The organism is Frederiksenia canicola (genome assembly GCF_011455495.1).
Lineage (GTDB): Bacteria > Pseudomonadota > Gammaproteobacteria > Enterobacterales > Pasteurellaceae > Frederiksenia > Frederiksenia canicola.
Window position 1 is genome coordinate 1334975 of record NZ_CP015029.1, and the last position, 26504, is coordinate 1361478.

Consider the following 26504-nt stretch of genomic DNA (forward strand, 5'->3'; position numbering starts at 1 on the left):
AGAAGATAATATGTTGAATCCAAGCCCTAAAAAATCGGATAAACCTTCCGATCCACAATTAGAACAAATCAACATCGCCCCCCATTCTATTGAAGCTGAGCAAGCGGTGCTTGGTGCATTAATGCTGAGTAGTGAACAGTGGGATAATGTTGCGGAGCGTTTACAACCGACAGATTTCTATAATTTTGCACACCGCACTATCTATGAACAGATGATTGAATTGGTACGAAATCATCAGCCGATTGATTTGATCACGCTCGATCAAGCCCTAAAAAACAAAGGCGTGTTGCAAGAGGTGGGTGGTTTTGCTTATTTAGCCGAACTCTCAAAAAATACGCCAAGTGTAGCGAATGTGCTGACTTATGCAGAGATCATCAGTGAACGTGCAATTCGACGTGAGCTGATCGCGGCAGGGAATAAAATTGCCGAAATCAGCTATCAGCCAAAAGGAATGTCGGTAAAAGATGTGTTGGATGAAGCAGAACGAGCCGTCTTCCATATCGCAGAAAAGCGAACATCAAGCGATGAGGGGCCGAAAAACATTGATGCTATTTTGCTTGATACTTTGGCTCGAATTGAATTATTAGCCGCCAGTAAAAATAATGGTGGGGTAACAGGCGTTACCACGGGCTTTTCCGATTTAGATAAAAAAACCGCAGGCTTACAGCCTTCAGATTTAGTGATCGTTGCGGCACGTCCGTCTATGGGAAAAACCACCTTTGCGATGAATTTGTGTGAAAATGCTTCTCTGGTAGATATTGATGAAATGGATGAACAGGGCAATGTTATCGGTAAAAAACCAAACAAACCAGTGCTCATTTTCAGCCTTGAGATGCCTGCTGATCAAATTATGATGCGTATGTTGGCTTCCCTTTCTCGCGTGGATCAAACGAAAATTCGTACAGGGCAGGTGAGTGATGATGAAGATTGGTCGAAAATTTCCAGTACCATGGCAATTTTGCAAGAACGTCGAAACATCTACATTGACGATAGCTCAGGGCTAACGCCAACGGAACTGCGTTCTCGTGCTAGACGGGTTTATCGGGAAAATGGCGGTTTGAGCTTAATTATGGTTGATTACTTGCAGTTAATGCGAGCCCCTGGTTTTGCGGATAACCGTACTCTTGAAATTGCCGAAATTTCCCGATCGCTCAAAGCGTTAGCCAAAGAGTTGGAAGTGCCCGTGGTCGCCCTTTCGCAGCTGAACCGAAGCCTTGAGCAGCGAGCTGATAAACGTCCTGTGAACTCCGATTTACGTGAATCAGGCTCTATTGAGCAAGATGCCGATTTAATCATGTTTATTTATCGTGATGAAGTTTATCATGACAATTCCGATCTCAAAGGAATTGCTGAAATCATCATCGGTAAACAGCGTAACGGTCCTATCGGACGAGTGCGGCTAACTTTCCAAGGGCAATATTCCCGTTTTGATAATTATCACGGTGCGTCTTACGACGACGAATATTAATCCGTATTTTGGATTTACCAAGACCGATGCAAGCGGTCAGATCTTCAAAAAATGTTACAAATAGTAGGGACGTCCTACCTAAAAACAAGGAAAATCATGATTTGTGCCATTTATAAAAGTACCAAAAAAGAGGGAATGTATCTCTATGTGGCGAAGCGAGATCAATTTGATCATGTACCTGATGAACTTCGCCAACTCTTTGGCAGACCACAATTTGTTATGTTGTTTAATCTCAAGGGCGGAAAGCCACTCAAGCGATTAGATAAGCAAGATGTTTTGCAAAAAATCGAAACCCAAGGCTACTATTTACAAATGCCACCGCCTGTTGAAAACTTACATCAAGCCTTTGTGGCACAACAGCGAGCGAAGCAATCAATTCACAAAGGAAATGACTGATGCGTTGCCCATTTTGTTCAGAAGAAGACAGTAAAGTGATTGACTCTCGTCTCACGGGAGATGGTTACCAAATTCGCCGCCGCCGTGAATGCCCAAAGTGCAAGGAACGCTTTACCACTTTTGAAACGGCAGAGCTGCTCGTGCCACATATCATCAAAAATAATGGTAATCGGGAACCGTTTGATATTCAGAAATTACGTAAAGGCATTGCGTATGCACTCGAGAAACGCCCCGTGAGTACAAATGATGTTGAACAGATGATCCAAAAAATTGTGCTGCAATTACAAGCACTGGGAGAGCGGGAAGTACCGAGTAAATTGGTTGGCAATTTAGTGTTAGATGGGCTGAAAAGTCTAGATAAAGTCGCTTATATTCGTTTTGCATCTATTTATCTGAGTTTTGATGATATTGCAGAGTTTACTAAAGAAATTGAGAAGCTACGTTTAGACAGCTAATCAAAGAGAAAAGGGCGTTGTAAACGCCCTTTTGACTAGAGATATTCCACATTAATAATCTCAAATTCGACTTTACCGCCCGGAGTTTGAATAGCCACAGATTCATCAATTTCCTTGCCAATTAAGCCGCGAGCAATGGGTGAATTCACAGAAATTAAGCCTTCTTTAATATTTGCTTCGTCATCACCTACGATGCGATAAGTCACTTCTTCGTCGCTATCTACATTCAAGAGAGTGACCGTGGTACCAAAAATCACTTTGCCATTATTAGGCATTTTAGTGACATCAATAATTTGGGCATTGCCTAGTTTACCTTCAATTTCTTGAATTCGACCTTCGCAGAATCCTTGTTGTTCACGTGCAGCGTGATATTCTGCATTTTCTTTTAAATCACCATGCTCACGAGCTTCTGCAATCGCATTGATGATTTCTGGACGACGAACATTCTTTAAAAATTCAAGTTCATCTCGCAGTAATTCTGCGCCACGTACCGTCATTGGAATTTGTTTCATTATGTTTCCTTTTTTATTTTAGATCATAGGGGCTGGTGAATGATCAACAGCCCCTATTTACGAATAGATTTCAAACCGATATTATTCATTTTCTTTTTAAAAATAGCAACCTTGATTATGATTTCATCTCTTCGCACATTTTCGCTTTTTTTCGGATTCTGCTGTTTCTCAATGGCAAATGCCAAAATCGACATCCCTTCTTTGCTGGAAACCCTACCAGAAGGGGCTTCGGTCAGTTTAATTGCCAAAAACCTCGATACTGGTCAAATGATTGTCGATTACCAAAGTAAAACCTTTATGTTGCCCGCCAGTACACAAAAAGTATTGACCGCATTAGCGACACGTTTGGCATTACCTGAAGATTTTCGTTTTGAAACCGCATTTTTAGCTGACGGTAAGGTGGAAAATGGTGTGCTGAAAGGGAATTTAATTGCTCGTTTTACAGGAGATCCCGATCTTAAAAGCGGACAGTTGACCAAACTGGTGAGCGAGTTGAAAAAACAAGGAATTCATCAGATCCGTGATGATCTCATTTTAGATACTTCTGTGTTCGCTAGTCATGATAAAGCTGCAGGGTGGGTGTGGAATGATTTAACTGTTTGTTTCAGTGCCCCACCAGCAGCAATTAACATTGATAATAACTGTTTTTATGTCAATTTAGACGCAAATCAACCAGCAGGAAGCCCTGTCAAAGTGGATGTCCCCGCAGCTTACCCAATACAAGTTTTTAGCTCTGCTTATGTCGCCGACAAGGCAGAAGCGGGATACTGTTTGCTCGATGCGATTGTCAGTGATAACAACCGCTATCACATTAAAGGTTGTATGTCACGCCAAACTAAACCATTTGGATTGAGTTTTGCTGTTCAAGATCCTACCACTTACGGTGCCAATATTATCAAGTCCCAACTTAAACGAGCAGGCATTGCATTTAAGGGACAAGTTCAGCAATCGGTAAAAAAGGTTGAAGGCACAGAGTTAGCGGTGCATTATTCCGACTCGTTAGCGGATTTGCTCAAAAAAATGATGAAAAAATCAGATAACCAGATTGCAGATGCGTTATTTCGCACAATTGCTAATCAACTACATAAACGCCCAGCATCATTTCCATTAGCAAGCCATACTATGCATAATTTATTGAAAACCAAAGCTAATGTGAAGTTGGATAATACTGTTATTACTGATGGTTCAGGGCTTTCTCGCCATAATCAAGTGAGTGCAGAAACCATGCTCCAAGCATTAGAATTTATCGCTAAAAATGAAACCCAACTTCATTTGCTTGAAACGTTTCCAATTGCTGGTGTTGATGGCACTCTCGCAGGGCGAGGTTCAATGACAACTGAACCATTAGCCAAAAATATTATGGCAAAAACAGGGGCATTGAAAGGGGTATATAATTTAGCAGGTTTTATGACGAATGCACGAGGCGAGCGAATTGCTTTTGTTCAATTTATCAACGGTTATTCAACATCTAGCGATAATGAACGTAAAACAAAGCGTGCACCCTTAAACCAATTTGAGAACCGTTTTTTTATGAGTTTATATAATGAATAGAGAAACAGAAAATAAAATTTAAGCAACTTATTGATAGATAAAAAAAGGCGTTTGAAACGCCTTTTTTGTTGGAAGAAAGTGAGTTGGTCGATAAGCCGAGTTCTGTCGTGGACAATCATTCCTCTAGGCGTATATTCACACATACGCTCAAGCAACCTACCCGAATCCCAAGCGGGCAACTCGTTGGATTCCTATTTGGTCTTGCTACGAGTGGAGTTTACCTTGCCGTGAATTGTTACCAATCACGCGGTGTGCTCTTACCACACCCTTTCACCCTTACCACTTCTAGGAGGAAAAAAGAAGTGGCGGTCTGCTCTCTGTTGCACTTGTCGTAGGCTCACGCCCCCCAGGTGTTACCTGGCACTCTGCCCTGTGTAGCTCGGACTTTCCTCTCGTTTACTTGTCCCCTAGTTTACGCATAGCGAATTTGAGGGCTTCAATAAACCAGCGATTGCCTAACCAACTCAGGCGGCGAAGTATAGCGGAGTTGCAAAAAATTGCAAGGATCTGACCGCTTGTCGGCAAAAAATAAGGGCAGGTAATAGCCTGCCCTTGAATGTGAAAGAGTCAATTATAAATAGAACTTCTCAATGAAGTTTAAATTGTCATCTAATTTCAACACTAACGGCTGACCAGTTGGGATCTCAAAATCCATAATGTCTGCATCGGAAATACCGATGATGTGTTTTGCTAAGGCTCGCAATGAGTTACCGTGAGCAGTGACAAGTACGCGTTTACCAGAAAGTAACGCTGGTGCGATTTGGTCTTCCCAGAATGGTAATACACGTTCAAGGGTGATTTTTAAGTTTTCTGCGTTTGGCACGACATCACTTGGTAAGTGAGCATAGCGGCGGTCGTTGTGAGCAGAGTTTGGATCTGCAGGATCAAGATCAGGTGGAGAAATATCGTAAGAACGACGCCAGATGTGAACTTGCTCATCACCGTATTTTTCTGCGGTTTCTTTTTTATCTAAACCTTGCAATGCACCGTAGTGACGCTCGTTTAAACGCCAGTTTTTTACTTGTGGGATCCAAAGTTGGTTAGATTCTTCTAACACGATGTTACAGGTTTTGATCGCACGGGTTAACACTGAAGTAAAAGCGATGTCGAATTCATAGCCTGCGTCTAACAATTTTTTACCCGCTGCTTTTGCTTCTTCCACACCACGTTCGGTGAGATTCACATCACGCCAGCCAGTAAATAAATTTTTAGCATTCCACTCACTGAAACCGTGGCGAATAAATACTAATTCCATACGTTCTCCTATTAGAAAGTTGATGATTTGAAAACACGCTCTTTATAGCAAAATTTGCTTGCATTTGAAATAGCCCACGGCTTTTCTTTGCAGCAAAGCTGATTTTTCGCAAAGAATTGGCATACAAGCGGTCAGATTTTCAGAAAGTTTTGCAAATGATTGTGTAACCTACCGCTTTCTTTTTCATTTTTGCGGAAATTCAGGTACAATCCGCCGATTATTTTTCTTTTAACTATGACTATTTAGGACATTCGTTGCCCTTATGAAAATGCAGAATATTCGTAACTTTTCTATTATTGCTCACATTGACCATGGTAAATCGACCCTTTCCGACCGCTTGATCCAAACCTGTGGCGGTTTGTCTGATCGTGAAATGGAAGCGCAAGTGCTTGACTCTATGGACTTAGAGCGTGAGCGTGGTATTACCATTAAAGCACAAAGTGTTACTCTCAATTACAAAGCCAAAGATGGCGAAACCTATCAGTTAAACTTTATCGACACCCCAGGACACGTTGACTTTTCTTATGAAGTATCTCGTTCCCTTGCTGCCTGTGAAGGGGCATTATTGGTGGTTGATGCGGGGCAAGGTGTGGAAGCGCAAACCTTGGCAAACTGCTATACGGCGATTGAAATGGATTTAGAAGTTGTGCCAATTCTCAACAAAATCGACTTACCAGCCGCAGAGCCAGAGCGTGTGGCGGAAGAGATTGAAGATATTGTTGGCATTGATGCCATGGAAGCGGTGCGTTGCTCAGCGAAAACAGGCTTAGGCATTGATTTAGTTTTAGAAGAAATCGTGGCGAAAATTCCTGCGCCCGAAGGTGATCCTGAAGCACCATTACAAGCCTTGATTATCGACTCTTGGTTCGATAACTACTTGGGTGTGGTTTCTCTTGTGCGTGTGAAAAATGGCGTAATCAAAAAAGGCGATAAGATCAAAGTGATGTCCACAGGGCAATCTTATAACGTAGATCGTCTTGGTATTTTTACTCCGAAACAAGTGGATACCACTGAGCTTAAAACAGGCGAAGTAGGTTGGGTTGTGTGTGCGATTAAAGATATTTTAGGTGCGCCAGTGGGCGATACGCTCACCTCTCACCACCATTCGGCAACAGAAGCCTTACCAGGCTTCAAAAAGGTGAAACCACAAGTTTATGCAGGCTTGTTCCCGATCAGTTCGGACGATTATGAAGCCTTCCGTGATGCGTTGGGTAAATTAAGCCTAAACGACGCATCCCTTTTCTATGAGCCAGAAAACTCAACGGCATTAGGTTTTGGTTTCCGTTGTGGTTTCTTAGGTTTGCTACATATGGAAATCATTCAAGAGCGTTTAGAGCGTGAATACGATCTTGATTTGATTACCACTGCACCGACCGTAGTTTACGAAGTGGAACAAACCAATGGCGAAGTGATCTATGTGGATAGCCCATCGAAATTACCGCCAATCAGCAATATTGCCGATATTCGTGAGCCAATTGCAGAATGTAATATGCTTGTCCCACAAGAGTTCTTAGGCAACGTGATTACCCTTTGCGTAGAAAAACGTGGGGTACAAACCAATATGGTTTACCATGGCAACCAAATTGCCTTGACCTACGAAATCCCAATGGGTGAAGTGGTTCTCGACTTCTTCGACCGCTTGAAATCAACGTCTCGTGGTTATGCCTCTTTAGATTATGGCTTCAAACGTTTCCAATCGGCAGATATGGTGCGTGTGGATATTATGATTAACGGCGAACGTGTTGATGCTTTGGCGTTGATCGTTCACAAAGCCAATGCGCCATATCGTGGACGTGAGCTCGTGGAAAAAATGAAAGAGTTAATTCCACGTCAGCAGTTTGATATTGCGATCCAAGCGGCAATCGGCAACCACATTATTGCTCGTTCAACAGTAAAACAATTACGTAAAAACGTTCTTGCCAAATGTTACGGTGGTGACGTAAGCCGTAAGAAAAAACTGTTACAGAAACAGAAAGAAGGTAAAAAACGTATGAAGTCACTCGGTAACGTGGAAGTACCACAAGAGGCTTTCTTAGCGATTTTACATGTTGGCAAAGACTAAGCTGATTCTATTCTTTTTGGAGAAAGTTTATGGAAAAATCATCTTTTCTTGGAAAAAACATATTAACTAAATTAGGATTTACATTTCCTAATGGTTCATCGGAAGAGATACCTACAACAGAACAAAAATCAGCTGATTATTTAGCTGTATATGGTGAAGATACTTTTTTAATTGAAGTAAAACTAAAAGAGCCTGATGAAAAAGAATCAGCAAAAAGAAGTGAAAGTCTAAATAATGGCGAAGTGTATAGCTGTATTTATGAAATAAAGACGGCTTTGGATAATATTATTAGGAAAGCTAATCAACAACTTAGAGAATCTTCTAGAAATTTTGAGTGTAGATTTCGAGTAGTACTTTTAATTATTGATACGTATGCTGGTGATTTGTATGAAAAACAATTAATAGATCTTTTGTATGGACGTGTTAGCTTAATAAAGCTTGAGACTCAACAAGAAATTTCTTGCTATGGATATGAGAGAGCAAATTTTCAAAGACGTTCTGATATTGATATGGTTGTAGTTTCTGATGTTTCTGGTAATTATTATAAAGGATATATAAATATATATTCTGGAAAATATAATGATTTAAAAGAATCATCATTCTTCATAAGTTTAAAAAGCAAGTACTATGATCCACATGACTATATTACTAATAACCAAGCATTAGTTCTTAATAATGAGGATTGGGATATTATCGGGGAGATATCATCGCATGATAAAAAAGTCGAAGAAATTATGCCTTGTTATTCAAAAAAATTACAGCGAATAGAAGATAAATATGGGTTTAAATGCTGTGTTTTTAAGCCAAAACCTATACAGCATACGATACAAACTGCTTTTTAAGCTAAGGAGCATACATGGCAAATATTCTGCCAATTATTTTTATTGCTGTTCTATACGGCGTATGGAAAGTGTTAGATGGTATGAAGTTACCGAATACGATTTCGATTATTTTAGTCGGTTTAGTTGTTATTTGCGGGAGCTTTGCAGCATTCTATAAATTTAGTGCCGAGCCACGTCGCAAAGCAAAAATCGCACGTGAGCAAAAACGCTTAGGACGTGAATTGACTGAAGATGAATTGAAGGAAATTCAACCACGTTCTGCAGTGGGTGAATTTTTGGCATCACTCTTTGGCGTGTTATTCTTTGTGACTGTGCTTCGTTCATTTTTGTTTGAGCCCTTCCAAATTCCAAGTGGCTCAATGGAACCAACGTTGCGAGTGGGCGATTTTTTAGTGGTAAATAAATTTAGCTACGGTATTAAAGATCCTATTTGGCAAAATACCTTGATTGAAACAGGCAAAGTGGAGCGTGGCGATGTGGTTGTATTTAAAGCCCCGAAACAGCCACATATTGACTACATCAAACGTGTTGTTGGCGTAGGTGGCGATAAAATTAAATATGATTTTGCCACACAAGAATTAACACTAACACGTGGTGATACCGGTGAAACTATTGCATTTAAGTATAGTCAACCGAAGCCAAATCCAGATTTCTTCTATCACGGTGATATGCAGATGGAACGGACTGAAACGGGAGACGTGACTCATCAGATTTTGAATAATCCACAGCCGTTTAATTATGCTCCGTATTTTTTCAAGCAAGAAGGTTTAAATGCAGGTGAGTGGCTTGTGCCACAAGGACATTATTTTGTAATGGGCGATAATCGTGATAACAGCGAAGACAGCCGTTTCTGGGGCTTTGTGCCTGAGAAAAATATGGTCGGTAAAGCGACTTATCTATGGCTAAGCCTTGATAAAAAACCAAACGAATTCCCAACGGGATTACGTTTTGAGAGAATGTTTACTTCGATTAAATAGCAATTATTGTAGGGCGTATTGCATACGCCCTTCATCATAAAAATACGGTGCAAGCGGTAAGAACCATAACATTTTTTGCAATTTTCGGCGTATACGCCTTATATATCTATTATGCAACTAGAACGATTACAGAAAAAATTAGGTTACCAATTTGCGAACCTTGATTACCTCAAACAAGCTTTAACTCACCGAAGTGCGGCAGCCTTTAATAACGAACGCTTAGAATTTTTAGGCGATTCCATTCTGAATTTTGCGATTGGCAAAGCGCTCTATGAAAAATTTCCAAAGTCGGATGAAGGTGAATTAAGCCGAATGCGTGCAGCCTTAGTGAAAGAACAAACCCTTGCGATTATCGCTCGCCAATTTGAGCTTGGCGAATATCTCAAATTAGGGGCTGGTGAGCTTAAAAGTGGCGGACATCGCCGAGAGTCGATTCTTTCTGACTGTGTAGAAGCCCTAATTGCTGCTATTTATTTGGATTCAGGTATTGATAACGCTTTAGAGCGAGTATATCACTGGTATCAAGAATTACTGGCTCAAATTAAACCCGGCGAAGCACAAAAAGATCCGAAAACACGCTTACAAGAGTTTTTACAAGGTCGCCGTTTAAAATTACCTGAGTATGAAGTGATTGAAATTAAAGGTGAAGCACATAATCAATCCTTCAAAGTAAGCTGTAAAGTGGAAAATTTGGCGGAAGTGGTTATCGGACAAGGCACTAGTCGCCGCAAAGCAGAGCAACATGCGGCAGAGCAGGTGATTGAGAAATTAAAAATCAAATAGACTAATGTTGTAAATACTACTTTTCCCTTCTGAACCGCCTGAACGACTTTGAATTTGTAGGAAAAATTTAGTGTCTGAGCTTGCTTTGCAAGCGAGTTTTAAATTTTTCCGTTAAGCAAATTCAAACAAAGTGAAGAGCAGCGGTGAAGTAGGGTTGCTTTTCTTTTGGTTACTTTTCTTTGGCAATACAAAGAAAAGTAACAGGAAAAAGTCTCAATCTAAAATTTATCGAATTAAAGAGAAAAATAATGACAGAACAAAAAACATATTGTGGCTTTATTGCCATTGTCGGTCGTCCAAATGTGGGCAAATCGACTCTACTCAACAAAATCCTAGGGCAAAAAATTTCAATTACCTCACGTAAAGCACAGACTACTCGCCATCGTATTTTAGGAATTAAAACCGAAGGGGCGTATCAAGAAATTTATGTGGATACCCCAGGGCTTCACATCGAAGAAAAACGTGCGATTAACCGCTTGATGAACCGAGCTGCAAGCAGTGCGATTGGTGATGTCGATATGGTAATCTTTGTAGTTGAAGGTACAAAATGGACGGATGACGATGAAATGGTGCTAAACAAACTGCGTAGCACCAAAGCCCCTGTGGTATTGGCGATCAATAAGATCGACAACATTCAAAATAAAGATGAATTGTTACCACATATCACCGAATTAAGTGCAAAATTCCCATTCAAAGAGATTATTCCTATTTCTGGGCAGCGTGGGAAAAATGTCCATATTTTAGAAAAATTTGTGCGTGAATCATTAAAAGAAGGGATTCATCATTACCCAGAAGAGTATGTGACAGACCGTTCTCAACGCTTTATGGCATCGGAAATTATTCGTGAAAAACTAATGCGTTTTATGGGCGAAGAGTTGCCTTATTCTGTCACTGTTGAAATTGAGCAATTTAAAACTAACGAGCGTGGCACTTACGAAATCAATGGCTTGATTTTAGTAGAACGTGAAGGGCAGAAAAAAATGGTGATCGGCAATAAAGGTCAAAAAATCAAAGTAATTGGCACTGAGGCTCGAGCTGATATGGAACGCCTGTTTGACAACAAAGTCCACCTTGAATTATGGGTGAAAGTCAAAGCGGGATGGGCTGATGATGAACGAGCCTTACGCAGCTTAGGTTATATTGATGAGTAAAAAGTTGAGGGGCTAGAGTTTTCTTCGTACTTCATTTAAGGTTGAAAGGTCAAATATGTTCCAGCGTGGCTTTGTGCTACACCGCCGAGAGTACAGCGAGAGCAGTTTATTAGTGGATTTTTTTACCGAAAATCACGGACGGATCACCTTACTGGCAAAAGGGGCAAGACGAGTTCGATCGCCGCTGAAAGCGTTGTTACAGCCTTTCACACCGTTGCTATTGCATTGGGGGGGGAAAGGGGAGTTGAAAACATTGCTCAAAGTGGAGTCTGCATCACTGACATTGCCGATGACAAGCTTATCTTTATATAGCGGGTTTTACGTCAATGAAGTATTGGCGAGAGTATTGGAAAATCAGACAGCTTACCCCGAACTGTTTCAGCACTATTTGCAATGTGTTACACAGTTAGCGGCATCTCCCGAACAAATTGAACCGACGCTACGAACCTTTGAATTTCGGCTGTTACAAGCGGTCGGTTACGGCGTGAATTTTGCAACTTGTGCCGCAACGGGCGAACCGGTTGATCCGAAAATGCTGTATCAATTCTATGAAAATCAAGGCTTTGTTGCTTCATTGTTGCAAAATAATCAGACCTTTTTAGGAAAAGAGTTGCTGGCGTTTGATTGTTTGGATTTCAGTGAAAAAAGTACGCAACAAGCCGCCAAACGCTTTACTCGCCTTGCGTTGAAACCGTATTTGGGTTCGGCACCGTTGAAAAGCCGTGAATTATTTCAAAGTATTTTGCCGAATAAGCTTAAAAGCGGCTAACAAGCGGTCAGTTTGGGCTCTTATTTTGCAATCCCTTTCTTAATCATCTCTTCAAAAAAATCGTAATCGACCAAAAACGCATCGTGACCGAAATTGGAATAAAACTCGTGATAGTCCACATTCACCCCAGCCTTTTCAAGGCGTTGTTTGCTTTTGTGCAGATCAATTTGTTTGAATAGCTGGTCGCTCGTTACGCCCACTAAGGTGTAATTAGCTTTGATGCGAGATAAGGCTTGCTGTTCATTATCAAAGGTGAGAGCCGGATCGTATAAATCCAATGCTCGTAGCAGCCGCAAATAGCTGTTTGCATCAAATCGATCGAGAAATTTCACCCCTTGATAGCTCAAATAAGATTCCACTTGGAAGTGATCGCCCCAAATTTCGCTTTGTTGCTTCGTTTCTCGCCCAAAGGCTTTGGCGAGTTGCACATCGGTGCGATAAGTCAGCATCCCTAGCATTCGTGCGATTTTCAAGCCGTTATCAGGCGGTGTACTGTCGTAGTAATCGCCATTGTTGAAGTGAGGATCATTGATAATCGCTTGCCGCATTACGTGGTTAAAGCCAATAGCTTCCGCACTTAAAGTCAGTGATGAGCAAAGATTGACGATGTTATCTACAAAATCAGGGTAAAAAATACCCCATTGAGTTGCTTGCATTCCACCGAAAGAACCGCCGACTACTGCTTTTAAATGTGGGATTTCTAACCAATCGATCAAGGCTTTTTGCACCCGTACAATATCTTGCACGGTGATGATGGGAAATTCGCTGCCGTAAGGGCGTTGAGTTTTTGGGTTGATGGAAATTGGGCCTGTCGTACCTTTACAGCCGCCGAGTACATTTGAGCAGATGAAAAAATAGCGGTCGGTGTCAAATGCTAAGCCTGATCCGATAAAATCTTGCCACCAGCCTTTGTCTGCGGGAGCCACATGATAAGGCTCCGCATCACCCGTTAGGGCATGGCAGAGCAGAACTACATTGCTTTTATCGGCATTGAGCGTGCCATAGGTTTGATAGGCAATATCAATAGGCGACAAATATTCGCCCGATATGAGTTCCAATGGGGAATCTTTAAACAGAGTGATGAACTTTGCCATAAAATCCTTGCAAAATATTGCTGAAAAGTAACCGCTTGTGGCATCAAAATGCTAAGTAAGTTAGCGGTAGCAGTATGGTTTGTCAAGAAATTTTGGACGTCTAGATGTTTAAACTTTTGGATGGCTATATAAATGCTTGCAATTTCTGCTTGCTTCGCTATGCTAACGCTCCATTTTACCTTTCAATGTGAGAGCATTATGCAAACGCATCAACCCGTTAAAGGGGCCATTGCAATCATTACCGCAGGTGTACTTTTTGCTTGTGTGAATACTTTGATCCCTAAATTGACCTCGGTTTCACCTATAGATGCCAGCGTGATTGCCTTGGTGCAATATTTAGTTGCATTCATTTTTCTGTTACCAAGTATGATGAATCTGGGGTTCACGCAATCCTTGAAAACGAAGAATTTTGGTTGGCACTGTTTTCGAGTTTTTCTTTCTGCAATTGGTATTCAATGTTGGACGATGGCATTGGCTTATCCGATTCCAATTTGGCAAGGCATTGCATTGTTGATGACCTCACCGCTTTTCGTGACAATCGGTTCAGGGCTATTGCTGAAAGAAAAAGTCGATCGTAAACGTTGGATTGCGACTTTTTTAGGTTTTGTTGGGGCAATGATTATTTTAGAACCTTGGTCAGAAAATTTTGATTGGATCGTGCTTCTGCCAGTGGCTGCAGCATTTTTCTGGGCGTGTTATTCCTTGATGGTGAAAAAACTCTCTAGTGATGATTCTCCTACTACAATGGTGGCATACCTATTTATTTTAATTACGCCATTCAATTTATTGATCGCCTTAACTAATTTAAGCCCAGCAGGTTTTGGTATGCCATCAATGAGCGATTTGGGCTGGTTAATTTTACTTGGCTTTTTTACTGCACTTGCACAGCTTGCAGTTGCCAAAGCGTATAGCTTGGCGGATGCTTCTTACATTCAACCTTTTGATTTTATTAAGCTGCCATTAAATGTACTTGCGGGATGGTTGGTCTTTAATTGGGTTCCACCAGGTAAATTGTGGTTAGGAGCCGCGATCATTATTGCCGCAACAATGTATATCACTCACGCAGAATCTAAGCAGGCAAAAGTAGCTAAATGAAGGAAAAAGTAGAAAACGAAGAGAAAATAACCAAAGCAACCTTTTTTTATAAGGTTGCTCGTTATTTTTGGGCGTTTTTGAAAGGCTTGGTATGGCTAATTTTTCCGTTATTGATATTGATGCTAGTTATCGATCTAGGGACGAGTTATTTAGTAAAAGATCGCATCTATACGGATATTCAGCAACTCCCTAAACGAGAATATGCGGTCGTACTTGGAACCGCTAAATATTATCCTTCAGGACGCCAGAATTTGTATTACAAATATCGTCTAGAGGCAGCCTACGCCATTTACCGATCACAAAAATCCGATTATTTTTTAATGAGTGGTGATAATCAGACGGCTTATTATAATGAACCAAAAACAATGACAAATGATTTACGCCAAATGGGGATGCCAAGTAGCGTAATAAAGCAGGATTATGCGGGATACAATACTTTAGATTCCATTTTGCGAGCAGATAAAGTCTTTAAACTGAAGCCATTTACGATTGTATCTCAACGTTTTCATTGTGAGAGAGCCTTAATGATCGCTAAATTTCACGATATTGATGCGATTTGCTTTGTTGCAACATATCCAGAGCAACATTATCGTGTGCGCATTCGAGAGTTTATTGCTCGAACGGGAATGGTATGGCGTTTCTTGATAGGTGCTGATGCGACAACATTAGAAGATTCAAAAATTATTGAGCCACCAGTTAAATGAAAAATCCACCTTTTGAATAACCTCAAAAGGTGGATTTTTTCTTATCATTTTATTGTGCATCATTCAGTTTTTTAATGCTTTCATCCGCTCGACGGGCTTCACCTTTGTGTTTTTGTTTGTTTAACTGAGTTTCTAATTTGGTTTCGACTTCGTTAATTGCTTTGTATAAATCGGCATCTTGTGCTTTTGCGAAAAGATCGCCAACGGGCGTACCAATTGAGGCTTCAACTTCATAACTGTTTGGCAATTTATGAATCATAAAATGCGGGTTGATTAGCTGGGTTTGCCACTTATTCAATTTCGCTAAACGCTCTTCAATGTGCGTACGAATTGCAGGAGTCACTTCCATCTGTTTGCTTGAAATATTGATTGTCATAGCATTTTCCTCTTTTGTTTGCGACCGAAATTGGTCAATTAACGATGATAGAAAGGTATGCCTTTCCCCTAGAAATTTCAACTGTTAGAGTCAAGAAAAAGTGAAAAGTTTGAACTACTTAACACTTTTATTCGGTTTTCGACTATAATTCGTGCAAATTGATAGAGAGATGATGAGTTAATGAGAGAGAATAAATTCCCGCCGTTCCAAACGGCTTTTTTATACCCTAAATATTGGGGATTATGGCTTGGGCTTGGGCTATTTCGAGTTATTTTGTGCTTGCCGTATCCCGTTCTGGTATTTATAGGCAGAGGTTTAGGCAGATTATTTGGGCGGCTTGGTTTTGGAAAAAAGCGTATGCAAATTGCTCGCCGCAATCTTGAATTGTGCTTTCCGCATTATACAAGCGGCCAGATCGAGCAAATTTTATGCGAAAATCGTGATTCAGTTGGAATGGCGATTATCGAAACGGGAATGGCATGGTTCTGGTCGGATAAACGCATTCTCAAATGGTCAAAAATCGAAGGATTGGAGCATCTTAAACAACCTGAAGGTGTGGGGGTGATTTTTGTCGGCGTGCATTTTTTGACGTTAGAACTCGGGGCGAGAATTGTTGGTTTGCATCACCAAGGCATTGGCGTGTATCGCCCGAATGATAATCCGCTACTGGATTGGATCCAATTTCGTGGACGAGTGCGTTCCAATAAAGGAATGCTAGATCGCAAAGACTTGCGGGGAATGATCAAAGCCTTAAAAGCAGGCGAAACGATTTGGTATGCCCCTGATCACGATTACGGTCGCAAAAATAGCGTTTTCGTGCCGTTTTTTGCGGTTGAACAGACTTGTACCACGGCGGGTACACGAATGCTACTTCGTTCTGCTCCGAATGCGGTGGTTGTGCCCTTTAGCCCCATTCGTCATGCCGATTATTCAGGCTATACCGTTAAAATCAGCCCAGTGGTTGATTTCAGTCAATGCGAAAACGATATCGACACCGCCACTCGAATGAACCAAGTCGTCGAAGCGGAAATTATGCAAGCTCAAAGCCAATATATGTGGCTCCATCGCCGTTTCAAAACTCGCCCGCACGAGAATGATCCGAACCTTTATTGAACCATCTATTGCGTAGAAACTACCAGGGCACTCGCCCACAAGCGGTTAGATTTTCGCAATTTTTTGCAAAAGGAGAACGAATGAACAAACAAAAAATCGTCCTTGCCACGGGTAATCAAGGTAAGGTAAAAGAAATGGCGGATGTGCTACGTGCGTTCGGTTTTGACGTAGTGGCACAAAGTGAATTTGGGATTGAATCACCTGAAGAAACGGGGCTGACCTTTATTGAAAATGCGTTACTCAAAGCCCGCCATGCCGCCAAAATCACAGGATTACCTGCGATTGCTGATGATTCGGGCTTGGCGGTAGATGCGTTGGGTGGTGCTCCAGGGCTTTATTCGGCACGCTATGCCGGTGTGGACGGCGATGATGCTGCGAATCGGCAAAAATTACTGGCAGAAATGGCAGCAGTAGCAGATGAAAAGCGTACCGCTAAATTTGTTAGCTGTATCGTTTTTTTGCAACACGACACCGATCCTACTCCTAAAATTGCGTTAGGCGAATGTTTTGGGACAATTTTGCGTGAAGAACGCGGTACAAACGGTTTTGGCTACGATTCACTGTTTTTCTATCCGCCGAAGAATTGTAGCTTTGCTGAGTTGGAAACAGCAGAAAAGAAAAGCCTTTCTCATAGAGCCATCGCCTTGCAATCCCTTAAACAACAATTTCAGGAGAAATTATGATTATTACAACCACTAACCAAATTGAAAATCATCAAATCGTTGAATACAAAGGCGTGGTATTTGGCGAAGTTGTCTCTGGGGCAAATTTTGCCCGCGATTTTTTTGCTAGCATCACCGATGTCATTGGTGGGCGTTCTGGGGCCTATGAAAGCAAAATCAGCGATTCGCGCCAAGATGCGTTGCGTGAACTAGAAAAAAAGGCACATAAACTTGGTGCAAACGCCATTGTCGGCGTTTCTTTTGATTATGCGACACTGGGGACCAAAAATATGTTTATGGTGGTTGCAACGGGTACGGCGGTTGTGGTGCGTTAATGTCGAATGACTTGCAAAAAAATGCCCTGAACTCACCGCTTGCAGCGAATTTTTGGCAAACCAAATCGTTGTTGGAAATGAATGAAGCGGAGTGGGAGGCACTATGCGATGGTTGCGGAAAGTGTTGCTATCGCAAATACATTCAAGGACGGGGCAAAAGAGAGAAATTGTATTACACTCGGGTGGCATGCAATTTGCTTGATGTGGAGACGGGCAAATGTTGCGATTATCCGAATCGCTTTAAACTTGAAAGCGATTGCACTAAGCTTACCAAAAAAAACTTACCCGATTTCGGTTGGCTGCCACGAACGTGTGCTTATCGGCTACTTTACGAAGGCAAGCCGTTATTTGATTGGCACCCGCTGATTTCCAAGGATCCCAACTCTGTTAAACATGCTGATATTTTAATCAAACACGGTATTCACGAAAAAGAGGTAATTGACTGGTTTGAATTTGTGATTGATGAAGTCTAACAAGCGGTCACTTTTGGGTAATTTTTTGCACATTTTTCCCCTTTTTTGTTAGATGAAAATGATTTGAATCTCATCATAAATATTTTCACTTTACACTCAAATTCGTCAGAGTATAGTTGCAAGTAATCAATGATAAAAAGGAGTAAAAAATGAAAACTGCATTAGTAACAGGGGCAACCGCGGGCTTTGGCTTGGCGATTTGTAAAACCTTAATTCAAAATGGCTACAAAGTGATTGGTACGGGCAGACGTGCTGAGCGTTTAGCTGCACTGCAAGCCGAACTTGGCGAGAATTTCTTACCTTTAGCATTTGACGTGAGTGATGTTGCTCAAACGGAAGCCGCGTTAAAGTCACGCCCAGCAGGTTGGCAAGCTGTCGATGTATTGGTGAATAATGCAGGTTTGGCGTTAGGCTTAGAACCCGCTCATAAAGTGGAGCTTGCCGATTGGATGCAAATGATCGACACCAATATCAAAGGTTTGGTGTCAGTGACTCGTTTTATTTTACCAGAGATGGTGGAACGCAATACGGGTCATGTGATTAATTTAGGATCGATTGCGGGCAATTATCCGTACCCAGGTGGAAATGTTTACGGTGGTACCAAGGCATTTGTAAAACAATTCAGCTTGAACTTGCGTGCCGATTTAGCAGGAACTAAAGTGCGAGTAAGTAACATTGAGCCGGGGCTTTGCGGTGGCACAGAGTTTTCCAATGTCCGTTTTAAAGGCGATGATGAGAAAGCCGCAAAACTGTATGAAAATGTGGATTATGTCAGCCCGCAAGATATTGCGAATATTGTGCTTTGGCTTAACCAACAGCCAGAACACGTCAATATCAACCGCATTGAAGTGATGCCAACGGCACAAACCTTCGCTCCGCTTTCCGTTCACCGTGGATAATTGGACAGTTACAAGCGGTCAGTTTCATCAAATTTTTTGCAAATAAAAAAACGGTGGGAATAGATTCAGTTCCCACCGTTTTTCACTTGAAGAATAGATTAAATAGCGTAGCCTAAGGCATAGAAGGCAACGAGTACAATAGCAATCACAACAGTACCGATATTTAATTTATTAAACTCACCTGAAATGACACGCCCGATAACTAACGTTGCAAAACCTAACATAATGCCTGTAACGATGTTAGCAGTGAGTACAATGAATACTGCACAAACTAAACCAGACATTGCTCCAATAAAATCATCAAAATCTAATTTTGAGACGTTGCTTAACATTAACAATCCAACATACATCAACGCAGGAGCGGTAGCGTAACCTGGAACAAGAAAAGCAAGTGGTTGGAAGAATAACATTAACAGGAATAGCACACCAACAACGACAGCAGTTAAACCTGTTTTACCACCCACCGCGGTTCCCGCTGCAGATTCAATATACACCGCTGCGGGTGCTGTGCCGAATAAGCCTGACAGTACACTACCTAAGGAATCAGAAGTTAAAGCACGTCCGCCATTGATAATTTGCCCGTCTTTATCCAGTAAATTCGCTTGGCCTGCAACCGCTCGAATAGTGCCTGTGGCGTCAAAAATCGCCGTCATCACAAGTGCAAAGACAACAGGTAAAATTGCGGTGTTTAATGCCCCCATAATATCTAAATTGAGAAACTGTGAGTTTTCACCAAAAGTTGGCATTTTGAACACTTTTCCGTCAAATTTTACATTCGGATCAAAAACTAAACCGATAGCGGTAATCGCAATAATGACCCACAAAATAGCCCCTTTCACTTGTCGGCGTTCTAAACCGATAATGGCAGCTAAACCAAGTAAAGACATGATGACAGGGAATGACATAAACTCGCCCATTTTGACGGGAAGACCGGCCTGATTGCTTACCACTAAACCCACGCCGTTACTTGCAATGAGTAATAAGAATAGACCGATTCCAATCCCCGCACCGTGAGCGATGCTAGAAGGTAAGTTGCGTAAAATCCAGCTACGAATTCCCGTTACGGAAACCAGTGTAAATACCACACCCATTAAGAAGATCGCCCCTAAGGCAACGGGGACGCTAATACCTTGTCCTAGCACTAAGCTGTAGGCTGTAAAGGCGGTAAGTGAAATAGCGCAACCAATTGCCATCGGCACATTTGCCCATAAGCCAATTAAAATTGAACCAAGACCTGCAACTAAACAGGTTGCGACAAACACCGAATCTGCAGGGAAGCCCGCAGCACTTAACATTTTGGGTACCACGATCACCGAATAAACCATCGCTAAGAACGTGGTTAGACCCGCAATAATTTCCTGACGAACGTTTGAGCCACGTTCCTTTATTTGGAAACGACAAAGTAAAGACATTGATAAGACCTCAAAAAGTGAATGAAAGATGAAAAAGGCGTGATTTTACACAAGGACAAATGATTAAGCAAACGTTTGCGTAATCTGTTTTTAATTAGACGCATAACCTTTTAAAAGTGCCTGCCAATTTTCATCATCAAATAAAATGCCCAAACGGATTTGTTCTTTGTGGAAAGAGCGAAGCAAGCGGGCGAGATTTTGCGATTTCCATTCATCACCTTGCTGAATTTGACACTTGTCGAAGTCAATCAGCCAAAATTTGCCGTTTTGATCGAGCAAAATATTGTGAATGTTGAGATCGGAATGGTGCACTTGATGATCGTGCAATTGTCGAATCAGTTTTCCTATTTGTTGATATTGTTTCGTGTCTAACGTGTTGTGTTGCAAAACGTGGCTTAAATCTTGGGTATTGGCAATTTTTTCCAACAAAATATCCGCTTGATAGAAGCCACAGCAGCGGTCGATTTTAAATGCAATCGGGCGGGGAACAGGCAGTTGCCATTGTGCCATTTTATTTAATAAATCAAACTCTTGCGCGGCTCTTGTGGCATTGAGAGAGAGAAAGAAATAGCGATCTTTAATGATCTTGCTAAACAACCCGCCACGATAGTAGTGCCGACGAACACTATTAACGCCTAATTCTTGCTCAGTATTGAGGAACCACGTTGTTCCACGCCCTGTCGATGACCCCAACAAGCGGTCAGATTCAGCGAAAGTTTTGCAATCTAAAAGTTGTTGAACCAAACCTTGTTGCTCAGAGGGTACAAGGTTGGCATTAAATTGGTAATATGCCATTGATGTTGAGAGTATGTTTAGAAAAGGGCTGTGATTTTACACGATTTCTCCCACTTTCGTTGTGTTTTTAATGCAATTTGGTAGAATTCTCGGCTTAAATTTTTAGGAAGGAAATTCAATGAGCAATATCTCCCCAGAAGCCCAAAGCGTACGAGCTGCCTTACTTGAGAAAGGCATTGAAACCCCAACAGTTGCCCATACCAAAGATAAAGCGGTACGCCGCAGTGAAATTCAGCAGCATATGCGTTCGGTGTTGGAATTACTTGGCTTGGATCTGCGAGATGACAGCCTTGAAGAAACGCCCCATCGTCTAGCCAAAATGTATGTGGACGAAATTTTCAGTGGACTAGACTATGAAACTTTCCCGAAAATCACCAAAATCAAAAACCAGATGAAAGTGAGCGAAATGGTGTTGGTCGATGACATTACCCTAACCAGCACTTGTGAGCATCATTTTGTGACTATTGATGGTAAAGTAGCGGTTGCTTATTATCCGAAAGATTGGGTGATCGGCTTGTCTAAAATTAACCGTGTAGTACAGTTTTTTGCCCAACGTCCGCAGGTACAAGAGCGTTTTACTGAACAAATTCTCACGGCTTTCCAAACCATTTTAGAAACAGAAGATGTGGCGGTTTATGTGAAAGCCACCCACTTCTGCGTGAAATGCCGTGGCGTGAAAGACACCAACAGCCAAACCCTCACTTCGGCATTTGGCGGCGTGTTCCTGCAAGACCGTGAAACCCGCAAAGAGTTTTTATCGTTATTGAGTAAGTAGAATCCCCTCTCACTCACTTGCGAGAGACCGCTCAAAAGTGCATTTAGGCATTTTGAGCAGAGCGCTTACAAGCGGTCAGATTTTGAGAATTTTTTGCAAATCGATCTCATAATAGTGCTCTCTTATTTTTACTTCTGAATGACGCTCGAATCTATCCCTCTCCCACTAGCGGGCGAGGGTAATTTTTTATTTAGAGAAATAAAAATGAAAATCGCCCTTGGTATTGAATATGATGGCAGCCGCTATTTTGGTTGGCAACGCCAGCAGAATGTGGATTCCGTCCAACAAAAATTAGAAGAAGCACTGTCGATTATCGCTAATTCGCCCGTTGATGTATTTTGTGCGGGGAGAACTGATGCGGGGGTGCACGGCACGGGGCAGGTGGTACACTTTGAAACGGATGCCAAACGCCCGTTACAAAGTTGGTGTTTTGGCACCAATGCCCACTTACCGCCCGATATTGCAGTGAAATGGGCTGTGGAAGTACCAGAGGATTTTCACGCTCGTTTTAGTGCAACCGCTCGCCGTTATCGCTACATTATCTATAATCACAAGCTTCGCTCGGCAATTTTACCTTTTGGCGTGTCTCATTATTATCACTCGCTTGATGTGGAAAAAATGCATGAAGCGGGGCAGTTTCTACTGGGCGAGAACGACTTCAGTTCTTTCCGGGCCGCCCAGTGCCAATCCCATACGCCTTGGCGAAATGTGCATCATCTTAACGTCAGCCGTCAAGGCGATTACATCATCGTGGATATTCAAGCCAATGCCTTTGTTCATCATATGGTGCGAAATATTGTTGGCAGCTTGATTGAAGTCGGGCAAGGCATACAGTCAGCGGAATGGATAAAATGGCTACTTGAACAGCGTGATCGCACCCTTGCCGCCCCGACAGCCAAAGCCGAAGGACTGTATTTAGTTGATGTGACTTACCCCGACCAATTTTCCATTCCAAAAGGAAAATTAGGTCCACTCTTTTTAGCCGATTAGTTTAGCCATTAACCAGACGTCATTGACATAAAAACACAAGCGGTGAGTTCCGCTCATTTTTTTGCAAATTGAATTGCAAAATTGGAGTCGGAACTCACCGCTTGTTGTTGAGATCGGTGTTAAGACAAGTCGTCTTTTCTTTTCACAATCACTAACACAATAACCGCCAAGACGGCCGCAGTCGTTGCAAAACCAAGCCAAGCCGATTTGGTAAAGCCAAGAACTAAATAACCTGCAATAGTGGCAATTGCAACCAGCATCGCATATGGCAATTGTGATGTTACGTGATCCATGTGATTACACTGTGCTCCAGTCGATGACAAAATAGTGGTATCTGAAATCGGTGAACAGTGGTCGCCACACACTGCACCAGCCATCACTGCAGATAAGCAAGGAAGTAGTAAACTTGGATCAGCATTGGCTGCCATTGCGGCGGCAATTGGTAACATAATACCGAATGTCCCCCAGCTTGTTCCCGTTGAGAATGCCATACCTGTGCCAAGTACGAAAAGAATAGCAGGTAAAAACGCAGGATCAATGCTGCTTGCGACAAGCGTTGAGAGATATTTACCTGTTTGCATATCGCCAACGATGCCGTTGATGGTCCAGGCAAAACAGAGAATGAGAATGGCACCAGACATTGATTTTGCCCCAATTACATAGGCTTTAAAGTATTCTGGTACAGTGATTTGGTGAGCGGCAAAAATACAAATGGTTGCGACAACTAATGCACTGACACCACCCACAACTAAAGAAATACCTACTGTCGTATTTTCAAATGCCCCCAAGATATCAAACGGTTTTCCATCTGCAGCAAGAGCTTGATTACCTGTGTACATCATCATCGCAACTGTCGCAAGAATGAGTGTAACAATAGGTAAAACTAGGTTGATGACTTTACCATCGCCTTGAATATTCTCTTGAGCTTGTTCAGATTGGGCTAATGCTTCGCGTTCAAAACGTTTCATTGAACCAATATCAATGGTGAAATAAGCAACCAGAAATACCATAACCATGGAAAAAATGGCATAGAAATTCATTGCACTCATTGTCATAAACGCACCTAGTGGAGAGTAGCCAGTAATCCCATAAGTGGCTAATAAACCAGCAATAAGCGTAATAATGTATGCCCCCCAACTGGAGATTGGCATTAAAACACACATTGGTGCGGCAGTTGAGTCTAAAATATAGGCAAGTTTTGCTCGTGATACTTTGAATTTATCGGTCACAGGACGAGCGATAGCACCTACGGCAAGGCTGTGGAAGTAGTCATCAATGAAGGTGAAAAAGACGAGCCCAGCTGCCATTAATTTAGCCCCACGTCTGCCTTTAATACGTTTTTGTACCCAAGTCGCAAAAGCTTGGTTACTACCAGAAAGACTGAGTAGAGCGGTAAGAATGCCTAATAACACAAGGAATAAGATAATGTTGATATTGTTGCTGTTTAATCCATCTTCGCCATAAACTAATGAAAGTACACTATTTTTTAAATGGAGAAGTGAATTAACAGGATCGCCACCTTGTAACATAACCGCACCGACAATAATCCCGATACTTAAGGATAAAATGACTTTGCGGGTCAATATAGCAAGTAATAAAGCAAGCATTGCTGGTACGAGCGACCATGCCGATGCGGAATAATCAATTGGACTCATAAAACCTCTAAGATTGTTTTAATTAATTAAAATTATTGCCAAACAAAGAAAGAGATCTACTGAAATGATTTATATCGCAATATAAATAATATAAAGGAAGGGTAAGAGAAATGCACCCAAGCCTAACAGTAGCGCTCCATAGCGACACAATGATGTTGCTATGACAGTGTCGTACCTTTCAATAACGACCCCAGCTAATTAAGATGACGCTTAACTAACTTCGGCAAATATCCCTTTCCTGTTTCGTCAACGTTTTCCACTCAGAAAAAGTACTTATGATATTTGCACCTCTACAATTTGCAGGACGGCGATAGATTACTGAAACCAAAAAAATTTGCAAGCGTTATATGACAAAAAATAATCAGCATATCGGATCTGTGTAATAAAGTTGGATTTCTGCAAGATATATACGCCAGAATATTTACCTGATAAATAGATTACGTTAATATACGAACATCTTTTCTTTTTCTTTTAGTCTTATTTTTTGTAGGAGCAAAAATGTCTGAAGTATTAAAAACATTGAACAATATTCGTAGTTTACGTGCTGCTGTGCGTGATCTTTCATTGGTTCAATTAGAAGGAATTGCTGAGAAATTAGCTACGGTGATTGATGAAAAACGTGAAGCAATTAAGGCAGAAGAAGCTGAAAAGGCAAAACGTTTAGCAGGTTTAAATAAATATAAAGAGCTTCTTGAAAAAGACGGTATTTCTGCAGAAGAATTAGTATTGTTATTAGGCTCTTCAGGCGAAACTAAAAAACGTGAATCACGTGCAGCACGTCCAGCAAAATATAAATATGTGACAGAACAAGGCGTTGAAAAAACGTGGACTGGTCAAGGAAGAACGCCATTTGCCATTCAAAAAGCGTTAGATGCAGGTAAATCATTAAAAGATTTCGAAATCTAATTGATTTTATTTTGAGATTAATAAAGAGAACTCCTAAACCGAGTTCTCTTTTCCATTTTTAAAAATAATAAAAACGGAATAGCACCACGTGATTGAAAATAAAATTTTATTAACAGAATGCCCTGATGATACGGGATTGGTCGCAAAAATCACCAATATTTGTTACAAACATCAGCTCAATATTGTTCAAAATAGTGAGTTTGTGGATAGTGATACTCGTCGCTTTTTTATGCGTACGGAATTACAAGGCATTTTTAACGATCAAACGTTATTAGCGGATTTAGCATTTACCTTACCAAAAGGCTCGGTTTATAAATTAGTGCCGCAAAAGCAAAAACGGATTGTGATTCTAGTCACCAAAGAAGCCCACTGTTTAGGCGATATTTTAATGAAAACCTATTATGGCGGATTAAATGTGGAAATTGCCGCAGTGATTGGTAATCATGCGGATTTAGCTAACCTTGCCGAGCGTTTTGATGTGCCGTTCCATTTGGTTAGCCACGAAGGTTTAAGCCGAGTTGAGCACGATAAATTACTCAGCGAAAAAATTGATGAATACGCCCCTGATTACATCGTGTTGGCGAAATATATGCGAGTACTAAACCCTGAATTTGTGGAGCGTTATCCAAACCGTGTGATCAACATTCACCATTCGTTCTTGCCTGCGTTTATCGGGGCAAAACCCTATCAACAAGCCTATGAGCGTGGAGTGAAAATTATCGGTGCGACCGCACATTTCATTAACAACGAACTCGATCAAGGCCCGATTATTATGCAGAATGTGATCAATGTGGATCATACCTACACCGCCGATGCGATGATGCGAGCGGGGCGTGATGTGGAGAAAACGGTATTGAGCCGTGCATTGGAATTGGTATTGGCGGATCGTGTGTTCGTTTACCAAAACAAAACGATTGTGATGTAATTGCAAAATTTTCTTTGGAACTGACCGCTTGTAAGCCACCAACTCCCTACAAGGTGAGCAGAATTGATAAGCGG

The 26504-nt window shown here is 41.5% G+C and carries 28 protein-coding genes, 1 other RNA gene and 1 riboswitch; of the genes, 21 read left to right on the forward strand and 8 right to left on the reverse strand.

All coding sequences use genetic code 11. The features are described from left to right. The first annotated feature begins 10 nt into the window (after window positions 1-10). From A4G17_RS06540 to nrdR, 3 genes are all read left to right on the forward strand, one after another. A complete protein-coding gene (locus tag A4G17_RS06540; RefSeq protein ID WP_123956370.1) occupies window positions 11-1468 on the forward strand; it encodes a replicative DNA helicase in 1458 nt (485 codons plus the stop codon). Between the two features lie 96 nt (window positions 1469-1564). Further along, window positions 1565-1864, forward strand: coding sequence for a YcgL domain-containing protein (locus A4G17_RS06545; RefSeq protein ID WP_123956369.1), 300 nt, complete (start codon window positions 1565-1567; stop codon window positions 1862-1864). Next, on the forward strand, window positions 1864-2319 hold the full coding sequence (gene nrdR / locus A4G17_RS06550) for a transcriptional regulator NrdR (RefSeq protein ID WP_123956368.1): 456 nt from the start codon (window positions 1864-1866) through the stop codon (window positions 2317-2319). The genes A4G17_RS06545 and nrdR overlap by 1 nt, the downstream gene beginning before the upstream one ends. Window positions 2320-2354: 35 nt before the next feature. Here nrdR and greA read toward each other — a convergent pair whose 3' ends face one another. Then, on the reverse strand, window positions 2355-2831 hold the full coding sequence (greA, locus tag A4G17_RS06555; RefSeq protein WP_123956367.1) for a transcription elongation factor GreA: 477 nt from the start codon (window positions 2829-2831) through the stop codon (window positions 2355-2357). A 171-nt stretch (window positions 2832-3002) separates the two neighbouring features. Here greA and dacB point away from each other — a divergent pair, with 171 nt between their 5' ends. Next, complete coding sequence (dacB, locus tag A4G17_RS06560; RefSeq protein WP_418886386.1) at window positions 3003-4382, forward strand: serine-type D-Ala-D-Ala carboxypeptidase; 1380 nt, start codon at window positions 3003-3005, stop codon at window positions 4380-4382. A 75-nt stretch (window positions 4383-4457) separates the two neighbouring features. Here the strand turns inward: dacB and rnpB are convergent. Beyond that, an RNA gene (gene rnpB / locus A4G17_RS06565) (RNase P RNA component class A) lies at window positions 4458-4849 on the reverse strand. A gap of 104 nt (window positions 4850-4953) precedes the next feature. Beyond that, window positions 4954-5637, reverse strand: coding sequence for a 2,3-diphosphoglycerate-dependent phosphoglycerate mutase (locus A4G17_RS06570; RefSeq protein WP_123956366.1), 684 nt, complete (start codon window positions 5635-5637; stop codon window positions 4954-4956). A gap of 268 nt (window positions 5638-5905) precedes the next feature. Between A4G17_RS06570 and lepA the strand changes: the two genes are divergently transcribed. The 6 genes from lepA to recO all read left to right on the forward strand — a co-directional run bounded on the left by lepA (window position 5906) and on the right by recO (window position 12221). Next, window positions 5906-7699, forward strand: a complete 1794-nt coding sequence (gene lepA, locus A4G17_RS06575; RefSeq protein ID WP_123956721.1) for a translation elongation factor 4 — start codon at window positions 5906-5908, stop codon at window positions 7697-7699. A 29-nt stretch (window positions 7700-7728) separates the two neighbouring features. Continuing rightward, on the forward strand, window positions 7729-8541 hold the full coding sequence (locus A4G17_RS06580; RefSeq protein WP_123956365.1) for a hypothetical protein: 813 nt from the start codon (window positions 7729-7731) through the stop codon (window positions 8539-8541). A gap of 14 nt (window positions 8542-8555) precedes the next feature. Continuing rightward, window positions 8556-9518 carry a signal peptidase I gene (lepB, locus tag A4G17_RS06585; protein WP_123956364.1) on the forward strand — a complete coding sequence of 321 codons (963 nt, stop codon included), beginning with the start codon at window positions 8556-8558 and terminating at the stop codon, window positions 9516-9518. 111 nt (window positions 9519-9629) lie between these two features. Further along, a complete protein-coding gene (gene rnc, locus A4G17_RS06590) occupies window positions 9630-10301 on the forward strand; it encodes a ribonuclease III (RefSeq protein ID WP_123956363.1) in 672 nt (223 codons plus the stop codon). Between the two features lie 248 nt (window positions 10302-10549). Next, window positions 10550-11452: a GTPase Era gene (gene era / locus A4G17_RS06595; protein ID WP_123956362.1), complete on the forward strand. Its 903-nt coding sequence runs from the start codon at window positions 10550-10552 to the stop codon at window positions 11450-11452. Window positions 11453-11507: 55 nt separating this feature from the next. Continuing rightward, window positions 11508-12221 carry a DNA repair protein RecO gene (gene recO / locus A4G17_RS06600; RefSeq protein WP_123956361.1) on the forward strand — a complete coding sequence of 238 codons (714 nt, stop codon included), beginning with the start codon at window positions 11508-11510 and terminating at the stop codon, window positions 12219-12221. A gap of 20 nt (window positions 12222-12241) precedes the next feature. Here recO and metX read toward each other — a convergent pair whose 3' ends face one another. Next, window positions 12242-13315, reverse strand: a complete 1074-nt coding sequence (gene metX, locus A4G17_RS06605; RefSeq protein ID WP_123956360.1) for a homoserine O-acetyltransferase MetX — start codon at window positions 13313-13315, stop codon at window positions 12242-12244. 198 nt (window positions 13316-13513) lie between these two features. On the opposite strand from metX, the gene A4G17_RS06610 reads away from it, so the two are divergent. Both A4G17_RS06610 and A4G17_RS06615 read left to right on the forward strand, forming a co-directional pair. Next, window positions 13514-14410, forward strand: a complete 897-nt coding sequence (locus A4G17_RS06610) for a DMT family transporter (RefSeq protein WP_123956359.1) — start codon at window positions 13514-13516, stop codon at window positions 14408-14410. After that, the gene (locus A4G17_RS06615; RefSeq protein WP_123956358.1) at window positions 14407-15114 is read left to right on the forward strand and encodes a SanA/YdcF family protein; all 708 of its coding nucleotides are present in this window, start codon (window positions 14407-14409) and stop codon (window positions 15112-15114) included. Before A4G17_RS06610 ends, A4G17_RS06615 begins: the two co-directional genes overlap by 4 nt. 49 nt (window positions 15115-15163) lie before the next feature. Here A4G17_RS06615 and hpf read toward each other — a convergent pair whose 3' ends face one another. Then, window positions 15164-15490 (reverse strand): ribosome hibernation-promoting factor, HPF/YfiA family, encoded by a 327-nt coding sequence (gene hpf / locus A4G17_RS06620; protein ID WP_123956357.1) that lies wholly within the window; start codon window positions 15488-15490, stop codon window positions 15164-15166. 180 nt (window positions 15491-15670) lie between these two features. Here hpf and A4G17_RS06625 point away from each other — a divergent pair, with 180 nt between their 5' ends. The 5 genes from A4G17_RS06625 to A4G17_RS06645 all read left to right on the forward strand — a co-directional run bounded on the left by A4G17_RS06625 (window position 15671) and on the right by A4G17_RS06645 (window position 18972). Beyond that, window positions 15671-16603 carry a Kdo(2)-lipid IV(A) acyltransferase gene (locus tag A4G17_RS06625; protein WP_123956356.1) on the forward strand — a complete coding sequence of 311 codons (933 nt, stop codon included), beginning with the start codon at window positions 15671-15673 and terminating at the stop codon, window positions 16601-16603. Window positions 16604-16683: 80 nt separating this feature from the next. Next, window positions 16684-17286 (forward strand): RdgB/HAM1 family non-canonical purine NTP pyrophosphatase, encoded by a 603-nt coding sequence (gene rdgB, locus A4G17_RS06630; RefSeq protein WP_123956355.1) that lies wholly within the window; start codon window positions 16684-16686, stop codon window positions 17284-17286. Further along, entirely contained in the window at window positions 17283-17600 is a 318-nt protein-coding gene (locus A4G17_RS06635; RefSeq protein ID WP_123956354.1) for a YbjQ family protein, read from the forward strand. Before rdgB ends, A4G17_RS06635 begins: the two co-directional genes overlap by 4 nt. Further along, complete coding sequence (locus A4G17_RS06640; RefSeq protein WP_123956353.1) at window positions 17600-18073, forward strand: YcgN family cysteine cluster protein; 474 nt, start codon at window positions 17600-17602, stop codon at window positions 18071-18073. The genes A4G17_RS06635 and A4G17_RS06640 overlap by 1 nt, the downstream gene beginning before the upstream one ends. A 149-nt stretch (window positions 18074-18222) precedes the next feature. Further along, window positions 18223-18972: an SDR family oxidoreductase gene (locus A4G17_RS06645; RefSeq protein WP_123956352.1), complete on the forward strand. Its 750-nt coding sequence runs from the start codon at window positions 18223-18225 to the stop codon at window positions 18970-18972. 98 nt (window positions 18973-19070) lie between these two features. On the opposite strand, the gene A4G17_RS06650 is transcribed toward A4G17_RS06645, so the two are convergent. Further along, on the reverse strand, window positions 19071-20384 hold the full coding sequence (locus A4G17_RS06650; RefSeq protein WP_123956351.1) for an NCS2 family permease: 1314 nt from the start codon (window positions 20382-20384) through the stop codon (window positions 19071-19073). A 90-nt stretch (window positions 20385-20474) separates the two neighbouring features. Next, window positions 20475-21179 (reverse strand): 3-deoxy-D-manno-octulosonic acid kinase, encoded by a 705-nt coding sequence (locus A4G17_RS06655; protein ID WP_123956350.1) that lies wholly within the window; start codon window positions 21177-21179, stop codon window positions 20475-20477. Window positions 21180-21297: 118 nt separating this feature from the next. Between A4G17_RS06655 and folE the strand changes: the two genes are divergently transcribed. Further along, entirely contained in the window at window positions 21298-21954 is a 657-nt protein-coding gene (gene folE / locus A4G17_RS06660) for a GTP cyclohydrolase I FolE (protein WP_123956349.1), read from the forward strand. A gap of 204 nt (window positions 21955-22158) precedes the next feature. Then, window positions 22159-22944, forward strand: coding sequence for a tRNA pseudouridine(38-40) synthase TruA (truA, locus tag A4G17_RS06665; RefSeq protein WP_123956348.1), 786 nt, complete (start codon window positions 22159-22161; stop codon window positions 22942-22944). A 119-nt stretch (window positions 22945-23063) separates the two neighbouring features. On the opposite strand, the gene A4G17_RS06670 is transcribed toward truA, so the two are convergent. Beyond that, window positions 23064-24599, reverse strand: coding sequence for a Na+/H+ antiporter NhaC family protein (locus A4G17_RS06670; RefSeq protein ID WP_123956347.1), 1536 nt, complete (start codon window positions 24597-24599; stop codon window positions 23064-23066). A 121-nt stretch (window positions 24600-24720) separates the two neighbouring features. Continuing rightward, a riboswitch (Lysine riboswitch) is annotated at window positions 24721-24900 on the reverse strand. Window positions 24901-25097: 197 nt separating this feature from the next. Here A4G17_RS06670 and A4G17_RS06675 point away from each other — a divergent pair. Both A4G17_RS06675 and purU read left to right on the forward strand, forming a co-directional pair. Further along, window positions 25098-25505: an H-NS family histone-like protein gene (locus A4G17_RS06675; RefSeq protein ID WP_123956346.1), complete on the forward strand. Its 408-nt coding sequence runs from the start codon at window positions 25098-25100 to the stop codon at window positions 25503-25505. Between the two features lie 88 nt (window positions 25506-25593). Further along, complete coding sequence (purU, locus tag A4G17_RS06680; protein ID WP_123956345.1) at window positions 25594-26430, forward strand: formyltetrahydrofolate deformylase; 837 nt, start codon at window positions 25594-25596, stop codon at window positions 26428-26430. Window positions 26431-26504 lie beyond the last annotated feature (74 nt).

What these genes read in the sequence shown, in the direction of transcription:
- A4G17_RS06615 (WP_123956358.1), top strand. Translation starts at nt 14,407, where the DNA reads ATGAAGGAAAAAGTAGAAAACGAAGAGAAAATAACCAAAGCAACCTTT.
- A4G17_RS06625 (WP_123956356.1), top strand. Translation starts at nt 15,671, where the DNA reads ATGAGAGAGAATAAATTCCCGCCGTTCCAAACGGCTTTTTTATACCCT.
- A4G17_RS06675 (WP_123956346.1), top strand. Translation starts at nt 25,098, where the DNA reads ATGTCTGAAGTATTAAAAACATTGAACAATATTCGTAGTTTACGTGCT.
- A4G17_RS06650 (WP_123956351.1), bottom strand. Translation starts at nt 20,384, where the DNA reads ATGTCTTTACTTTGTCGTTTCCAAATAAAGGAACGTGGCTCAAACGTT.
- folE (WP_123956349.1), top strand. Translation starts at nt 21,298, where the DNA reads ATGAGCAATATCTCCCCAGAAGCCCAAAGCGTACGAGCTGCCTTACTT.
- hpf (WP_123956357.1), bottom strand. Translation starts at nt 15,490, where the DNA reads ATGACAATCAATATTTCAAGCAAACAGATGGAAGTGACTCCTGCAATT.
- rnc (WP_123956363.1), top strand. Translation starts at nt 9,630, where the DNA reads ATGCAACTAGAACGATTACAGAAAAAATTAGGTTACCAATTTGCGAAC.
- era (WP_123956362.1), top strand. Translation starts at nt 10,550, where the DNA reads ATGACAGAACAAAAAACATATTGTGGCTTTATTGCCATTGTCGGTCGT.
- metX (WP_123956360.1), bottom strand. Translation starts at nt 13,315, where the DNA reads ATGGCAAAGTTCATCACTCTGTTTAAAGATTCCCCATTGGAACTCATA.
- A4G17_RS06635 (WP_123956354.1), top strand. Translation starts at nt 17,283, where the DNA reads ATGATTATTACAACCACTAACCAAATTGAAAATCATCAAATCGTTGAA.
- A4G17_RS06580 (WP_123956365.1), top strand. Translation starts at nt 7,729, where the DNA reads ATGGAAAAATCATCTTTTCTTGGAAAAAACATATTAACTAAATTAGGA.
- A4G17_RS06540 (WP_123956370.1), top strand. Translation starts at nt 11, where the DNA reads ATGTTGAATCCAAGCCCTAAAAAATCGGATAAACCTTCCGATCCACAA.
- lepA (WP_123956721.1), top strand. Translation starts at nt 5,906, where the DNA reads ATGCAGAATATTCGTAACTTTTCTATTATTGCTCACATTGACCATGGT.
- A4G17_RS06610 (WP_123956359.1), top strand. Translation starts at nt 13,514, where the DNA reads ATGCAAACGCATCAACCCGTTAAAGGGGCCATTGCAATCATTACCGCA.
- rdgB (WP_123956355.1), top strand. Translation starts at nt 16,684, where the DNA reads ATGAACAAACAAAAAATCGTCCTTGCCACGGGTAATCAAGGTAAGGTA.
- lepB (WP_123956364.1), top strand. Translation starts at nt 8,556, where the DNA reads ATGGCAAATATTCTGCCAATTATTTTTATTGCTGTTCTATACGGCGTA.
- dacB (WP_418886386.1), top strand. Translation starts at nt 3,003, where the DNA reads ATGGCAAATGCCAAAATCGACATCCCTTCTTTGCTGGAAACCCTACCA.
- A4G17_RS06655 (WP_123956350.1), bottom strand. Translation starts at nt 21,179, where the DNA reads ATGGCATATTACCAATTTAATGCCAACCTTGTACCCTCTGAGCAACAA.
- A4G17_RS06545 (WP_123956369.1), top strand. Translation starts at nt 1,565, where the DNA reads ATGATTTGTGCCATTTATAAAAGTACCAAAAAAGAGGGAATGTATCTC.
- recO (WP_123956361.1), top strand. Translation starts at nt 11,508, where the DNA reads ATGTTCCAGCGTGGCTTTGTGCTACACCGCCGAGAGTACAGCGAGAGC.
- A4G17_RS06570 (WP_123956366.1), bottom strand. Translation starts at nt 5,637, where the DNA reads ATGGAATTAGTATTTATTCGCCACGGTTTCAGTGAGTGGAATGCTAAA.
- A4G17_RS06640 (WP_123956353.1), top strand. Translation starts at nt 17,600, where the DNA reads ATGTCGAATGACTTGCAAAAAAATGCCCTGAACTCACCGCTTGCAGCG.
- greA (WP_123956367.1), bottom strand. Translation starts at nt 2,831, where the DNA reads ATGAAACAAATTCCAATGACGGTACGTGGCGCAGAATTACTGCGAGAT.
- A4G17_RS06645 (WP_123956352.1), top strand. Translation starts at nt 18,223, where the DNA reads ATGAAAACTGCATTAGTAACAGGGGCAACCGCGGGCTTTGGCTTGGCG.
- truA (WP_123956348.1), top strand. Translation starts at nt 22,159, where the DNA reads ATGAAAATCGCCCTTGGTATTGAATATGATGGCAGCCGCTATTTTGGT.
- nrdR (WP_123956368.1), top strand. Translation starts at nt 1,864, where the DNA reads ATGCGTTGCCCATTTTGTTCAGAAGAAGACAGTAAAGTGATTGACTCT.
- A4G17_RS06670 (WP_123956347.1), bottom strand. Translation starts at nt 24,599, where the DNA reads ATGAGTCCAATTGATTATTCCGCATCGGCATGGTCGCTCGTACCAGCA.